This is a genomic window from Achromobacter aegrifaciens, from assembly GCF_902859965.1.
GTDB classification, from domain to species: Bacteria; Pseudomonadota; Gammaproteobacteria; order Burkholderiales; family Burkholderiaceae_B; genus Achromobacter; species Achromobacter aegrifaciens.
This window is the reverse complement of the sequence record NZ_CADIKO010000001.1, coordinates 1,621,404-1,635,309: the sequence shown is the minus strand read 5'-3', so window position 1 is coordinate 1,635,309 and position 13,906 is coordinate 1,621,404. Positions and strand designations below refer to the sequence as shown.

Genomic DNA, 13,906 nt, shown 5'->3' with positions numbered 1-13,906 from the left:
TTTTGCGTTTCACGTGAAACTTGAGTGTTGAGAAGTGGGGCGAAACCGCCGTAGTCGTGGAGAGTCCAATTCCCACGTACGGAACTCGAACTATTTCGTCAGCCCAAACGCAGCGCAACCAACATGAGATTTCTTCTTATCCGCCCTGCGCCAAAACTGGCTAGGACCTGAAATGTTCAAACCCGCCAATTTGGAAAGTTCCTCTGATCCAAGCCCGCACCTCACGCCGAGGCGATACCTGCCGCTCAAGGCGAGTCTATGCCGCAGAAATTTGGGATAACTCAGAAGCGGAAAATCAGACGGACAAAGAACTCTCGCAGCAGAGCTATTAAGTCCTGCACAGTGTTATCAACAACTAGCAGATCCGATAGCTACCGACATTCGCGGTTTCACGTGGAACAACTCTGGGGATAAGTCATTGAAGGCCAATGCCTGGCGTGCCATAAAACGGCGCAGTGTGACCGACTTCGCAAAGTGCCAAGAAGCGTGAAAAAGCACAAATGCCCAACTGTCTTCCCTATGGCAGCAATCGATTATTTCTATTTTGGATGCTTACCAAACTGAGGAAACTCGGCTTTCAAACCAACTTGATAACGACGCAAAAAACCGTGGAAAACTATGTGGATAAGATCGTCGTCACTGCCACAATGAATTCTCGAAAACCCACCATGACAATCCTCGCCTCTGAATATAGCGAGGAACTCTGCCGTCGCATCTTGGTCTTAACGCCGCAAAAATCGTGGAGACGGATTATTCACAGACCTATCCACACATTGAATCCTGCGGTCCGCCACTACGCGGACACCGTTGGTCAGGTCGCACGGATTCATTGACCAGACAATTATCTTGCCCGTCTGCCGCAACCCGCGCCATCATCCTTATGGGTGAGATCCAGCCTTTCATGTGAAACCCTGTGGAAAACTCGCCGAGCGCGATTCGGGCTCACCTATGATTGACCGCGGCGTCCACGATCCGGTTCCGTCCACGTGGTCCAAAGTCGCGTGCACCACTTCGGATATCTTCACTCAGGCCCCCTACTTCCGGACCCTATCCCCATTTCTATCCACAGGCGTTTGAGCCATCTCAGGGCGCCAAAGGGTGTAATTCTGTGCATAACCGGGATGGGGATATCTTTGTGAACAACCGGCCGCCGTGCAAGCAAAAACGGGCCAGATCGGCCTCAGGACATTACGGCCGCGTCGCCCTTATTCCGGCTGAGATCTGCTCAATATTGCGTTAAATGCCTGTATTCCCTAGGGAAAGGCCATATAGAAACGCGAACATCACAGCAAAGCCGAATAAACCCAAGCAGCCTAGCTGGCCCCCGATGCCGTTCCAAGAAGGACGGGATAACTGTGCAAAACCTGGCTACGGATAAGCAATTGCTTCATTGCTGAGCATCAAAATGCTCATGCCCAAAAATAATTATCCACAAACTTATCCACGGCCGGAGAATATGTTAGTGAATACTAACTATTCACGCAGAACTAGCTGATCAGGCGTCGGTCGCCCAAATGAAACAACGCCCCAGACCTTCCGGTCTTGGGGCGTTGTAGCCAGGCCGAGCCTGGCGGACGGGAAATTGGGATTTCCCGATTTAGAGCGGGCGAATTTCGGCCGCTTGAGGTCCTTTCGGACCATCCTTGACTTCGAATTCGACTTCCTGGCCTTCGTTCAGGCTGCGATAGCCGCGGCCCTGGATGGCGGAAAAGTGTGCGAAAACATCGGTACCACCAACGTCCGGCGTGATGAAACCGTAACCCTTGTCAGCGTTGAACCACTTAACTTTGCCCTTCTGAGCCATTTTTTCTAGCGTCCTGTAATTAACTCGAAATGCAATGAATCAAGGACGCCGTGAGAACTGAACGACCGGTAGAAGTACCTGCGTTGCTGCTGCGTTCCCGCTTGCCGCCTAGCTGCAGAACGAGTCCGCGCGCTGCTTGAATCAACTGCGTAATCAGCATACTCAGCACACATTACAGACTCATATAGTTGTTTACCCCAATGTCGTATTTTTAATACTGGGTCTCGTTCCGCTAGGGCTTGAGGCCCTGCCGACGCGCCATAAATGCGTAGATCGGGCCAGTCACTATCACCACAAAAACCATGCGTGTGACATGGAAGGCGGTGACCACTGGGACCCCTAGCTGCAGCACTTTGGCGGTGATTGCCATCTCTGCAATGCCACCCGGCGTAGTGCCAAGAATCAAGGTGGGTATGGGCGCGGCGGACCATAGCGACAGCAAGGCACCCAGACCGAACGCCAGCGCCAATGCGGCCACCGTGAAGCTCGCCACAGCGGCAATAAAACGCGGCGCGGCCCGAAAGAAATCCGGCCGATAGCGGTCGCCCAGCGACCAGCCGATCAGCAATTGGCCTATCTTCGGAACGTAGTCCGGCAGGGCCGACAGCTCGATGCCGTTGGCCGTAAGGATCATGGCGACCGACATCGGGCCCAGCACCCAGGGATTCGGCAACCGCAGCTTCATGAAGGCGGCGCCGCCGACGCAGGTCAGCGCGACCAGCGCCGCCAGCCCCCAAGCATGGACCACCTTGGGTCCAGGAACCGTGGGATCCAGTCCCGCCACGCCCCACCACTGGAAGATGAAGGGCACGGCAACCACCACCATCAGCACACGCACGCTATGCGCCGTGGCCACCCGGTCTATGCGCGCCCCATGACGCTCTGCCAGGTTCGCCATTTCGCTGGCTCCGCCGATGGCGGAAGAAAACCAGGCCGTCTTGAAATCCACATCGGTGTAGCGGCGCAGGATCGCCGTGCCCATGAAAGCCAGGCCCAATGCGAACAACATGCCGACGATGATGGGTCCCGCATTGCTGCCAATGTGACCTATCACCTGCGGCGTGAAGTAAAGCCCCAACGAAGTACCGATCACCCACTGGCCAGCATTACGCGCCGGCCTGGGGCACGCGGTGCCCAAGCCCGCAATGCGTGTCGCCGCGGTCACCAGCAACGCGCCCAGCATCCACGGCAACGGGATGTGCGCCCACACCGCCAACAACGCGCCCGCCAATGCAAGCGCCAAACCGCCCAACACCCTCCACAACATGTTCTGACCCACGATACCGCCGCGCCTTAAGCTCATGTGAAAACCGAATTATGAGTTAGTGGGATACTTACGAAAACTCTCTCTGCTAGCAACGTTCACTCTCGCGTCCACCATGATCCGATCCAAACTTCCCGACGTTGGCACCACCATCTTTACCGTGATGAGCCGCCTGGCCATCGAACACAAAGCCATCAACCTGGGCCAGGGCTTTCCCGACTTCGATCCCGATCCCGCCTTGTGCGCCCTCGTATCCAAGGCCATGGCCGACGGCCACAACCAGTATCCCTACATGCCGGGCGTGGCCCCCTTGCGCGAAGCCATCGCCGCCAAGACACGCGAACTCTATGGCCATGCCTACGATCCAGAAACCGAGATCACCGTCACCAGCGGCGCAACCGAAGCGCTGATGGCAACCGTGCTGGCCGCCGTTGGCAGCGGCGACGAAGTCGTCGTCATCGAACCTTGCTACGACTCCTACCTGCCGGCGATCCGCCTGGCAGGCGGCACCGCCGTGCCGGTGCCGCTGCGCGCGCCCACAGAAGCCGATCCCTACTACCGCATTGACTGGCAGCGTGTGCGCGATGCCATCACGTCCAAGACCCGTCTCTTGATGCTGAACTTTCCGCACAACCCCACCGGCGCCGTGTTGGATGACAGCGATCTGGACGCGCTGGAGGCGATCGTGCGCGACACTGGCGTGCTGCTGGTGTCCGACGAGGTCTATGAACATATCGTGTTCGATGGCAAGCCACATGCCAGCGTGGCGCGTCGCCCGTTGCTGGCACAGCATGCCTTCGTGATCTCGTCCTTCGGCAAGACTTATCACACCACCGGCTGGAAGATCGGCTACTGCTGCGCACCGCGCCAGCTCAGCGCTGAACTGCGCAAGGTGCATCAGTTCATGGTGTTCACCGTGCCCTCGCCCATGCAGTTCGCGTTGGCCGAATTCATGCGCGATCCCAAGCCTTACCTCGATTTGCCGGCGTTCTATCAGGCCAAGCGCGACCGCCTCGCGCAGGGGCTGGCCAAGACCCGCTTCCGCCCCCTGCCCAGCCCGGGCACATTTTTCCTGCTGGCGGACTACAGCCAGATTTCCAAGCAGAACGAGGCCGACTTCGCACGTGACCTGACGGTGAATCATGGCGTCACGGTGATACCGGTATCGGCGTTCTATCGCCAGCCCGACGCGGCGGAATCCAACCATCGCATCGTGCGCTTCTGCTTCGCGAAAAAAGACGCGACACTCGATGCGGCCTTGGAGCGCCTGGCGCAGGTCTGACGCCCTCTACTGATTGCCACATAGTGACTTCACTTTTCCTTTGTCTCTCTATACAAGCGCTTTTATTGAAAAACATGAATAAAAGCTCGCAATAAAAATAGAGACCATCCAAAGCGAATTCACAAACAAAAAAAGGGCGCCCATAAAAAAAGGCGCCCTTTGCAATTCCCGGCCCAGAGTCTGCAGCGGGGCTGCTGCCCTTTACAACAGCCGCGCAGCCGAGGAATCAGGCCGGACCAGCGGCAAGCTTTTTCGCTTTGCGCATGCGGCGCATGATCTGCGGCACGATTACGACCGCAGCCGCCCCCACCCACATCGAGATCGACACCGGGCTGGCGAACAGCACGCCGACGTCACCATCAGTGATCGACAACGCGCGGCGCAGGTTCTGCTCCATCATGTTGCCCAACACCACGCCCAGCACCAGCGGCGCCATCGGCACGCCGAACTTGCGCAGGAAGTAACCCAGCGCGCCTATGCCCGCCACCAGCAGCAGATCGAAAGTGCCCGCGTTGATGGCGTAGACGCCGATGTAGCTGATGCACAGGATGCCCGGCACCATCAGCCATCCCGGCACCGACAGCACCTTGGCGAAGAAGCGCACCAGCGGCACGTTCATGACGAACAGCAGCACATTGGCCACGAACAGTGAGGCGATCAAGCCCCACACCAGTTCGGGCTTGGAGTCGAATAGCACCGGGCCCGGTGTGATGTTGTAGAGCGTCAGCGCGCCCATCATCACGGCAGTGGTACCCGAACCGGGCACGCCCAGCGTCAGCATGGGCACGAACGAGCCGATGGCCGACGCCGTGGCGGCGGCTTCCGGCGCGACCAGGCCGCGCATGTCGCCCTTGCCGAACTTCGCGTCCGGATCCTTGGCTTCGATGATGCGCTTTTCCTGCGAGTACGCCACGGCCGCGGCCACGCTGGCGCCGGCGCCAGGCAACACGCCCACGCCAAATCCCACCAGCGAGCTGCGCACCACGCTCCACCAGGTAAGCGCCATTTCCTTCAAGTTGAAAAGTTTGCGGCCGCTGGGCTTGACCTCGACGCTATGCCCTGCCACCACTTTCTCCAGCATCTCTAGCATCTCGCTGACCGCGAACAGCGCAATCACCACCACCACGAATTCGATGCCGTCGGCCAGATGCACCGACTCGAAGGTGTAGCGATACACGCCGGAATTCGCATCCACGCCCACCACCGAAATCGACAGGCCGATCATCGCTGCCAGCACGCCTTTGACGGGCTGCTTGCCCAGCAAGCTGGTCAAGCAGCAGAACGCGAAAATCATCAGCACGAAATACTCGGCGGGACCGAAGGCCAACGCCCACTTCGCCAGCAACGGCGCGAGCAGGATGATGCCCACCACCGACACGATGGCGCCGAAGAACGCGGACCAGGCGGAGAGCGACAGCGCCACGCTGGCCATGCCCTGCCGCGCCAGCGGATAACCGTCCAGCGTCGTCATGATGGCGCTGGCCTCGCCCGGCACGTTCAGCAGAATGGCGGTGATGCGGCCGCCGTATTCGGCGCCCACGTACACGGCAGCCAGCAGGATCAGCGCGGTCTCGGGCGGCAGGTTCATCGCGAACGCGATCGGAATCAGCATCGCCACGCCGTTGACCGGTCCCAGGCCGGGCAACACGCCCACCATGGTCCCGATGAACGAACCGATCATGGCCACCAGCAGGTTGGTCAGCGTAAAGGCGACGCCAAAGCCTATCGCCAAGTGATCAAGAATGCCGCTCATATCAGGGTCTCCAACAAACCGGTGGGCAGGACCACGTCCAGCACCTTGTCGAACAGCAAGAAAAACAGAATGCTCATGATGGCGCCGCCGATGGCGCACTTGACCCAACCGCCCCCGAACAGGCGGCCGACGAATATCGTCATCAGGGTTGTCGCAATCACGAAACCCAGCCACTGGAACAGGAAGGCATAGGCCACCACAAACGCCATCATCAGCGCGATGCGCGCATTGGCGCCGGGCGGATTGGCCTCGACCTGATGACCGCCCTTGTAGACCAGCCACAGGCCGCACAGGCCAATGATCAAGGCCAGCAGCAAGGGAAAGGCGCGCGGGCCCACAGGCTCATAGGCGAACGGGGCTTCGATTCCCCAACCCGCCGCGGTCATGAAGGCGGCCAGCGCTAGCGCCGCCACGCCCAATATTCGATCGTTCATGATCACTTTTCCGTTGTAGTCGCATCGCGCGGCGCAGCGCTCCCCTGCCGCCGCGGCAATGCCGGCGGCGGGGAATCCTGAAAAACGCGATAAGGGGGAGCCTTGCGGCTTACTTCTTGACCAGGCCGAACGAATCGGCCAGTTCGCCGTAGACCTTGACCTGGTTCTTCACGTAGGCGTCCAGCTCGGGACCCGTCTTGTTGAAGGGGAACAGGCCCTGCTGCTGGCGCAGCTTGTCGAACTCGGGCGAGGCCGCGGTCTTGTTGAAGGCGTCGACCCAAAACTGGTAGTCGCTGTCCGACACCTTCGGGCCGACGTAGAAGCCGCGGATGATCGGCCAGACGATGTCATAGCCCTGCTCCTTGGCGGTAGGTACGGTGCCCAGCTTGCCCGGCAGGCGCTGATCGTTGAACACGGCCAGCACACGGATGGGTGCGCCGCCTTCGAGCATGGTGAAGGCTTCTGCCGCATCGCCCATGTAGGCCTGGATATGGCCGCCGCGCAGGGCCGTGACGGCTTCGCCGCCGCCTTCAAACGCCACGAAGCGCATCTTCTTGAAATCCACGCCAGCCGCCTTGGCGGTCAGCGCGGCCTTCATCCAGTCCTGGCTACCCACGGTGCCGCCGGCGCCCAGCACGATCTTGGTCGGATCCTGCTTGAAGGCGTCCATCAGGCTCTTCAGGTCGGTGTACGGGGAATCGTTGCGAACCACGGCCACGCCGTAGTCGGTGCCGATGGCAGCCAGCCAGCGCACGTCGTTGACGTTGTACTTGCCGAACTTGCCCTGGGCCAGGTTCAAGAGCGAACCGCCCGAGAACGCCACGATGGTGCCCGGTTCGTTCGGGTGCTGGGCCACGATGTTGTTGTAGGCCACTGCGCCGATGCCGCCAGGCATGTAGACGATGCGCATGGCGCTTTTGAGCGCGCCGCTTTGCTTCAAGCCTTCGGTGGCCAGGCGGCAGGTCAGGTCGAAACCGCCGCCAGGCTGGGCGGGCGCGATGCATTCCGGGCGGCGCGGCTCGTCGGCCGCGTGGGCGGCGCCAAGGGACAAAGTAATCGTGCCCAGCGCCGCGACGGCGGCCAGGCGCAGTTTCAGACTAGTCTGCATTTTTTGCGTCTCCGAGATTTATAGGTCTAGGTATGGCTGGAAGCTCTGCTCAGACGGTTCTTTCCGCAATAACGGCCCCAGTGGACGCAACCGTACAAAAACGAAGCTTTCCAAAAGCTTTCAAATTCCGCCGTTTTTCTGGTGCGGCGCAGCATCTTCCGGGCGTTCCAGGGTAAACACCAATGCCGCTCTCAGGCCCGGCAAGGGCACCCGGTTCTCCAGGACCAGCCGCGCCCCCAGGATTTCGGCAATCGTCCCGACAATGGCCAGCCCCAACCCGGCCCCGGGCTTGTTCTTGCCGGCGGCGCCCCGGCGAAAGCGGATGCAGGCGCGGGCAATGTCCTCCGCCGACATACCCGGGCCGCTGTCCTCGACGACCAGCCTGGCCTGGCCAGTGTCGATCTGGACCCTTACCGTGACTTCTCCCGCAGACGAGGTGTAACGGATGGCGTTGTCCACCAGGTTGCTGACGGCCTCCCTCAGCAGCCAGTCCGCCCCCTGGACCACCACCGGGCGGATCTCGGCTTCCAGGCCTATGTCGAGCTGGCGGGCCCGGGCGGTCGGCAGCAGGCTGCGGATGACCCCATCAGCCAGCTCCACCAGATCCACTGGCTCGGGGCTGAAACCGCCCTCGGCCAGGGAGGCGTCTTTAGCGCGCGCCAGCGCGAGCATTTGGTTGGTGGTGCGTACCGCCCTGTCCAACCCCTCCTGCATCGCCAGAAGGGCTGTACGGACCTCCTGGGGGTCTGTTTCACGCAAGGCATAGGCCGTCTGGGTCCGCAAAACCGACAAAGGGGTGCGCAACTGGTGCGAGGCGTCGTCCAGGAACTGGCTCTGGACCCTCGCCTGAGCCGCAAAACGGGCCATGTGGAGGTTTACGGCCGCGACTAGGGGTAGGACCTCCCCTGGCATGTCCGACGCGCTCACGGGGCTTAAATCGTCCGCAGAACGCCCTTCCACCTCCTGACGCAGCCTGGCCAGGGGACGCAGGGCCATGAAAACGCCCAGGACGATCACCAGGACGCTGATCAGGATCACGGCCAGGTCCCGTTCCACCGAGCGTACCAGCACTTGGTGCAGGAAGGCCTGCCGGGTATCCAGGCCTTCGGCCACCTGCACGATAACCCGTCCCCCTTTGTTGGCGTATAGCGGAGGATCCATGGGGCGCGCCAGCGCCGCAACGCGCACGGGCGTGCCCTGGTAGTCGGCATAGAAAAACCGCGGTTCCCCCGAAACCAGCGGCTCGGCAGGCATCGGCAGGCCCGGACTGCCGATTTCGGCCAGTCCGTCCTCCGTGGCAACCCGGTAGAACACGCTGCCATTGGCCGTCAGCTCGAAAAATTCCAGCATCAGGTATGGCTGCTCCATGGCTAATCCACCGCTGGCTGTGGATATGTTGTGGTCGATCGCGCGCAGCGCCCCAGAGAGCGAACGGTCGTAGGCAATGTCGACCTGGTTGCGCAGCTGGTGGTTCGACAGCCACAAGGCGCCCATCATCACGAAGACCAGGGTGGGGATCAGCCACCAGAGGAGCTGGCTCTTCAGGGTGCGATTACGTTTTTTTGCCGCGAAAAACCCCTTTTTTTCCGCACTTCTAGTTGTCAACAAGGTTCTCCAGGCAGTAGCCCATGCCTCGCATGGTCACGATCTGCACACCGGTATCCGCCAATTTTTTGCGCAAACGGTGCACCAGGACCTCGATGGCCTCCAGGTTGATGTCTGCATCGTCCGTCAGGATGCGATCCAGGATCTGTTGCTTGTTGATGGGTTCGCCGCTTTTTTGAATCAGTACCCGCAGAACCGAGTGTTCACGTGGGGATAACTGCAAGGGCTGCCCGTTGACCGTGAATTTTTGAGCGGAAGTTTCGAAGGCCAGGTTTCCCAGCGTGAGCCGCGGGTGCTCTCTCCCGCGGCTGCGACGGATGAGCGCGATCAGCCGCGCTTCCAACTCTTCCACAACAAACGGTTTCGGCAGGAAATCGTCCGCTCCCTGGTGGAGCGTCCCGATTTTTTCGGCCAGCGAATCGCGCGCGGTCAAGACCAGCACCGGCGTACGGTCGTCCCGCGCGCGAATCTTCGCGAGCAAAGCATGGCCATCCATGCCCGGCAGTCCCAGATCGAGGATGACGGCATCGAATTCTTCCATCGCCAGCCTTCTTTCGGCGACCAGCCCGTCATCAGCCCATTCAACGACGAAACCAGCGTGCCTGGCCAGGCTTCTTGAAAGCCAGCGTGCAAGTTCGGCTTCGTCTTCTATCAGAAGGATGCGCATGGACGGAGTCCGGGGGGGGATGGCTGGGCGGAATGGGAGAGCATGTTTGGCTTTTCCTTTATTTCTCTTTATATAAAGACTAATGATTAATAAGGCCTGTGGATAACTACCTTAACCTTGAAAACCTCTTTTTTTTCATCAGCTTGCGACCGTTTTTGGCTGTGCAAGAACTCTGTGTGGGAAAAAAGCTGAAGTTGGACAAGATTTTGGACCCTGTCCGAAACCCCTGCTTGTTCAACTTGCCTCCACAAAATGTGCACAAGGCGTCTACTTAGGAGTTATCCACAGGGCGTTTCTGCCGGACGGGTTCCAAAAACGGCCCTTTTACCCCGAAAAACGTCCGGTTGCCACCCTGCTTTTTTGCCCTCCCAGGGGCGTTTAGAGGCCCTCCAGGGCGTTCGCGGAAAGGGGCATTCGAGGGGAGGCGCGCAGCCATTCTTGACTGGGAACTGAACAAAAAGTGAGCAGGTTCCGCCGTAGAATTCCGCCATGGCGACAGAAATCAGAATCAAGAAATCAGGTTGGGCAATCTGGCTGAGAAGCCGTTTGTTGGCGGACAATTTGCCGGCCACGCTTTGCGCGGCGGCGCTGATGGGCCTCTTGGGGGCGCTGGCCACCGTGGTCTTTCGCGAAATGCTGGCCTGGACACAAATCCTGCTGGGCGGCGAGGACACTCCCCACGGCATGGTGTCTTTGGCGCGCGGGTTGAGTCCCTGGCAACGCTTCCTGATGCCGGCCATAGGCGGCGCCATCGCGGGCGCGGTCCTGCAAATGGCGGCCAGGTGGTTGCCCAAGCGCGGCGCGGCGGACTACATGGAGGCGATTTCCATCGGCCGCGGGGTTATCGGCTTTCGCCAGACTGTCGCGCGCAGCCTGTCGTCGATTTTCTCCATCGGCTCCGGCGCCTCGATTGGCCGGGAAGGTCCCATGGTGCAGTTGGCAGCGATGTTGTCATCCCTGACCGGCCGCTATCTGGTGCTGCCTCCCAGGCATCTGCGTCTGCTGGTCGCCTGTGGCGCCACGGCGGGGATTACTTCCGCCTACAACGCGCCCATCGCCGGAGCCCTGTTCATTTCCGAGATCGTTTATGGCGCGATAGCTTCAGCCACGCTGGTGCCGCTGGTCGTATCGTCGGTCGTTGCGAACATTGTGACGCGCCAGATCCTGCATTACGACGCGGTTTTTCATATGCCGCCCTTCACTTTCGTGTCCGGGTGGGAAGTCATCAACTATCTGGGATTGGGGGTGATCGCCGGCCTGGCGGCGCCGCAATTCCTGCGCTTCCTGGACACTGCACGCGCCGCGTTCGGCCGCGTACCCGCGCCGTTGTGGGTACGCATGGCCTTGGGCGGCCTGATTGTCGGCGCCTTGTCAGTCGTGAATCCCGAGGTCTGGGGCAATGGCTACAGCGTGGTCAACAGCATGTTGCATACGCAGTGGGCCTGGCAGGCGGTGGCCGCCATTCTGCTGTTGAAAACGCTGGCCACCGCCGCCAGCGTGGGATCGGGCGCGGTAGGCGGCGTTTTCACGCCGACGTTATTCGTGGGGGCGGCGCTGGGCGCCTTGTACGGGACCGGCCTGCAGGCTCTGTTCCCCGCTGGGGATCTGTCGGCGGTATCGAGCTATGCGGTGGTGGGCATGGGGGCGTTGCTGGCCGCCACCACCTATGCGCCATTGATGTCCATCCTGATGATTTTCGAGATGACACTCAGCTATGAAGTCATGCTGCCGCTCATGCTGGCTTGCATCACAGGCTACGTGATTGCGCATCGGATAAGGCCGGATTCGGTCTATTCGAAATCGTTGGCCAGCAATCGGCGCGCGCAGCGCGTCGTTGTCAAGGAACGTGAGGAATGACGGTATTTCACTAATACGAGCGAATACTCGCATTAGCGAAATAGGGAAAGTAACCCTTAAATAAGGGGCTTTTTCATGAAAACTCGCTTCAGACCGATTTCCTCGGCGCGATGGGTTTCCACATAACCGTATCGCGTGTAGATCGCGATGTTCTCGGTCATTTTCTCCTGCGTGTACAACCGGATGCTGGCATAGCCGGCCTGGCGCGCCGCGGTTTCCGCGAACTGCATCAGGTCGCGGCCATAGCCTTTTCCCTGCGCTTGCGGATCCACCGCGATGTTGTCCAGCAGCAGGCAATCGGCTTCCGGAATCAGGACCAGCACAGCTTGCACGGTATCGCGCACCCGCAGCACATGGACCACGCCCTGCGTGACGCGGGCACGGTAATCATCAAGCATCGGTCCGGGCGTCGCGCCGATGCGCGCAACATAGTGGCCATAGGCTTGCGCGACGATTCGTTCGATGTCAGGCAGATCGTCGAGGCTGGCGAGGCGTATGTCAGGGTGCATGCGAGGTCCGGATGAAGCGCTGCCCGGCGTGGGCGGATTTCCCGGAAATATAGGACGTCCGGACCGTCGCAGGATTATTTTTATAATTAGTTATAAAATTTATAACTAATAGTTCGCTTGTATACCCCGAAGATGATGTGCGATCACCGCAGAAAGTCGCAGAGTGATTCCGCAAAGGAGTGTCGATGGCACCTAATACGTCTTTCCCGGGGAACAGCGTGTCCGACAACCTGTGGAACGACTATGCAAAGTTCTTCGAGGCTTGTTCAGGCGTGCTGGACCGGGTCGAGCAGCACAGGGATAGCGGCATCGCCTTGTCGGAGAGTGAGTTGTCGGAGTTGAGAACCATGGCGCTCAACCTCAATACATTCGGCCGGGTGCTACATGGAAAAAGAGCGCGGGAAATGCGCCTGCTGGCTGAGCGTGCCGAACGGGCATTGGGCAAGGCCGAAGCAGCCTCGGCGCTTGCGCCGATACAGGAAGACAGCGAGTCCGAAGATGACCCGGCCGCAGTGACGGGCTAAGCCCGAGGCAGGTTCCTTCAGGCAGTCAGGCAGCGCGCCGGCGCAGGACCGCGCGTCCCAAGGCGCTGATTACCTTGAGCGTGTACAACACGAACAAGGATCCCGTAATGTCTCCGGTCAGCATCGCGATGAAGCCGTCGGCGAGCGCGGCTCTCTCTCCCTGGAGAAAGAACCAGAGATGGTGAATGGTCGTATTCACTACCGCATAGACTACGGCGCAGATCAGCAGACGCCAGGCCGTAAGGTTGGCCAGGTCGGGCTGCAATCGCAGTGCCGAATGGGCCCAGCGATAGGCCAGGTAGGGAGCGGCAGCGGCCATGATGCCCCCCGCCACGGAGCGGAGCATGTCGTCAGGAAAGTAGTAGCAGAAGCAGGCGATCCACGATCCGGCCAGCAGCCCGAGCGCCGCAGGCAGGCCAAACAGCAAGGTGCATATCAGGCGCACGCCCGCCGGCAGATAGATCCAATTGATGCCCCGCACAAACTCAAGATTGGTGAACACCCATTCATTGACCGCCAGACTGCCCAGGAACAGCGCCATCGTCACCAGAGCCCACTTACCCTGATCTAGAATGTTCCCCATACCTCGAATTCCGCCGCTTGTCAGTCGCCGCGTCCATTATCCATGAAAGAAAAAAAGAGACCCGCCGACATCTACATGCGTTTTTTGCGCCTGACCGATGCGCTGCGCGGCCTGCCCGCGCTGCCGTCGCTCGATCCCCTGGAAGAACGCATACTCACGCTGATCGCGCGCGCGTCGCAGGAACAACGCCGCTTGTCGGTGCGCGATGTGATGGCGGTGGATAGCATAGGGTCACCCGCGACCTTGCACGCGCGCTTGAAATCGATGCGCGAGAAAGGCTGGGTGCTGCTCGTCGATACCGAGGACGCGCGCCGCAAGCAGGTCGAACTCAGCCAGGCGGCGTTGTCGCATTTCGACCGCTTGTCGGAATGCCTGGTGGAAGCGGCGCGCAAGCCCTGAGCTGCAGCGCTGCTCCATGCCGCCGCGCAGGCTTATTTCCCGATACAGAAGTGGCGTTTTCGCCGCATGCTGTTGATTTTCAAAGGAGTTTTTGAGCCCCATCGACGCGCTTGGATC

General features: G+C 60.1%; 13 protein-coding genes. 4 read left to right on the top strand and 9 right to left on the bottom strand.

All coding sequences use genetic code 11. From position 1 onward, the window contains the following. Positions 1 to 1,597 precede the first annotated feature (1,597 nt). Together HV793_RS07595 and HV793_RS07590 are read right to left on the bottom strand one after the other, a co-directional pair. Positions 1,598 to 1,804: a cold-shock protein gene (locus tag HV793_RS07595; protein ID WP_006216596.1), complete on the bottom strand. Its 207-nt coding sequence runs from the start codon at positions 1,802 to 1,804 to the stop codon at positions 1,598 to 1,600. 232 nt (positions 1,805 to 2,036) lie between these two features. After that, positions 2,037 to 3,107 carry an AbrB family transcriptional regulator gene (locus tag HV793_RS07590; RefSeq protein ID WP_119449766.1) on the bottom strand — a complete coding sequence of 357 codons (1,071 nt, stop codon included), beginning with the start codon at positions 3,105 to 3,107 and terminating at the stop codon, positions 2,037 to 2,039. A 76-nt stretch (positions 3,108 to 3,183) separates the two neighbouring features. On the opposite strand from HV793_RS07590, the gene HV793_RS07585 reads away from it, so the two are divergent. Further along, positions 3,184 to 4,350, top strand: coding sequence for a pyridoxal phosphate-dependent aminotransferase (locus HV793_RS07585; RefSeq protein WP_119449767.1), 1,167 nt, complete (start codon positions 3,184 to 3,186; stop codon positions 4,348 to 4,350). Between the two features lie 226 nt (positions 4,351 to 4,576). On the opposite strand, the gene HV793_RS07580 is transcribed toward HV793_RS07585, so the two are convergent. The 5 genes from HV793_RS07580 to HV793_RS07560 form a co-directional block, all read right to left on the bottom strand. Beyond that, the gene (locus tag HV793_RS07580; protein ID WP_175212948.1) at positions 4,577 to 6,103 is read right to left on the bottom strand and encodes a tripartite tricarboxylate transporter permease; all 1,527 of its coding nucleotides are present in this window, start codon (positions 6,101 to 6,103) and stop codon (positions 4,577 to 4,579) included. Continuing rightward, entirely contained in the window at positions 6,100 to 6,537 is a 438-nt protein-coding gene (locus HV793_RS07575; protein ID WP_119449769.1) for a tripartite tricarboxylate transporter TctB family protein, read from the bottom strand. Before HV793_RS07575 ends, HV793_RS07580 begins: the two co-directional genes overlap by 4 nt. Positions 6,538 to 6,646: 109 nt before the next feature. Then, positions 6,647 to 7,645, bottom strand: a complete 999-nt coding sequence (locus tag HV793_RS07570) for a Bug family tripartite tricarboxylate transporter substrate binding protein (protein WP_054455831.1) — start codon at positions 7,643 to 7,645, stop codon at positions 6,647 to 6,649. Between the two features lie 120 nt (positions 7,646 to 7,765). Next, complete coding sequence (locus tag HV793_RS07565) at positions 7,766 to 9,250, bottom strand: sensor histidine kinase (protein WP_119449770.1); 1,485 nt, start codon at positions 9,248 to 9,250, stop codon at positions 7,766 to 7,768. Further along, on the bottom strand, positions 9,240 to 9,917 hold the full coding sequence (locus HV793_RS07560; protein WP_054455828.1) for a response regulator: 678 nt from the start codon (positions 9,915 to 9,917) through the stop codon (positions 9,240 to 9,242). Before HV793_RS07560 ends, HV793_RS07565 begins: the two co-directional genes overlap by 11 nt. A gap of 489 nt (positions 9,918 to 10,406) precedes the next feature. On the opposite strand from HV793_RS07560, the gene HV793_RS07555 reads away from it, so the two are divergent. Beyond that, entirely contained in the window at positions 10,407 to 11,774 is a 1,368-nt protein-coding gene (locus HV793_RS07555; protein WP_175160093.1) for a ClcB-like voltage-gated chloride channel protein, read from the top strand. Positions 11,775 to 11,830: 56 nt separating this feature from the next. Here HV793_RS07555 and HV793_RS07550 read toward each other — a convergent pair whose 3' ends face one another. Then, positions 11,831 to 12,283 (bottom strand): GNAT family N-acetyltransferase, encoded by a 453-nt coding sequence (locus HV793_RS07550; protein WP_054455825.1) that lies wholly within the window; start codon positions 12,281 to 12,283, stop codon positions 11,831 to 11,833. Between the two features lie 218 nt (positions 12,284 to 12,501). Here HV793_RS07550 and HV793_RS07545 point away from each other — a divergent pair, with 218 nt between their 5' ends. After that, positions 12,502 to 12,807 carry a hypothetical protein gene (locus tag HV793_RS07545; protein ID WP_125470748.1) on the top strand — a complete coding sequence of 102 codons (306 nt, stop codon included), beginning with the start codon at positions 12,502 to 12,504 and terminating at the stop codon, positions 12,805 to 12,807. A gap of 25 nt (positions 12,808 to 12,832) precedes the next feature. Here HV793_RS07545 and HV793_RS07540 read toward each other — a convergent pair whose 3' ends face one another. Further along, the gene (locus HV793_RS07540; protein WP_175212947.1) at positions 12,833 to 13,390 is read right to left on the bottom strand and encodes a hypothetical protein; all 558 of its coding nucleotides are present in this window, start codon (positions 13,388 to 13,390) and stop codon (positions 12,833 to 12,835) included. Between the two features lie 42 nt (positions 13,391 to 13,432). Here HV793_RS07540 and HV793_RS07535 point away from each other — a divergent pair, with 42 nt between their 5' ends. Beyond that, entirely contained in the window at positions 13,433 to 13,789 is a 357-nt protein-coding gene (locus HV793_RS07535; protein ID WP_054455821.1) for a transcriptional regulator, read from the top strand. Positions 13,790 to 13,906 lie beyond the last annotated feature (117 nt).

What these genes read in the sequence shown, in the direction of transcription:
- HV793_RS07575 (WP_119449769.1), bottom strand. Translation starts at nt 6,537, where the DNA reads ATGAACGATCGAATATTGGGCGTGGCGGCGCTAGCGCTGGCCGCCTTC.
- HV793_RS07535 (WP_054455821.1), top strand. Translation starts at nt 13,433, where the DNA reads ATGAAAGAAAAAAAGAGACCCGCCGACATCTACATGCGTTTTTTGCGC.
- HV793_RS07550 (WP_054455825.1), bottom strand. Translation starts at nt 12,283, where the DNA reads ATGCACCCTGACATACGCCTCGCCAGCCTCGACGATCTGCCTGACATC.
- HV793_RS07595 (WP_006216596.1), bottom strand. Translation starts at nt 1,804, where the DNA reads ATGGCTCAGAAGGGCAAAGTTAAGTGGTTCAACGCTGACAAGGGTTAC.
- HV793_RS07560 (WP_054455828.1), bottom strand. Translation starts at nt 9,917, where the DNA reads ATGCGCATCCTTCTGATAGAAGACGAAGCCGAACTTGCACGCTGGCTT.
- HV793_RS07555 (WP_175160093.1), top strand. Translation starts at nt 10,407, where the DNA reads ATGGCGACAGAAATCAGAATCAAGAAATCAGGTTGGGCAATCTGGCTG.
- HV793_RS07540 (WP_175212947.1), bottom strand. Translation starts at nt 13,390, where the DNA reads ATGGGGAACATTCTAGATCAGGGTAAGTGGGCTCTGGTGACGATGGCG.
- HV793_RS07570 (WP_054455831.1), bottom strand. Translation starts at nt 7,645, where the DNA reads ATGCAGACTAGTCTGAAACTGCGCCTGGCCGCCGTCGCGGCGCTGGGC.
- HV793_RS07590 (WP_119449766.1), bottom strand. Translation starts at nt 3,107, where the DNA reads ATGAGCTTAAGGCGCGGCGGTATCGTGGGTCAGAACATGTTGTGGAGG.
- HV793_RS07585 (WP_119449767.1), top strand. Translation starts at nt 3,184, where the DNA reads ATGATCCGATCCAAACTTCCCGACGTTGGCACCACCATCTTTACCGTG.
- HV793_RS07580 (WP_175212948.1), bottom strand. Translation starts at nt 6,103, where the DNA reads ATGAGCGGCATTCTTGATCACTTGGCGATAGGCTTTGGCGTCGCCTTT.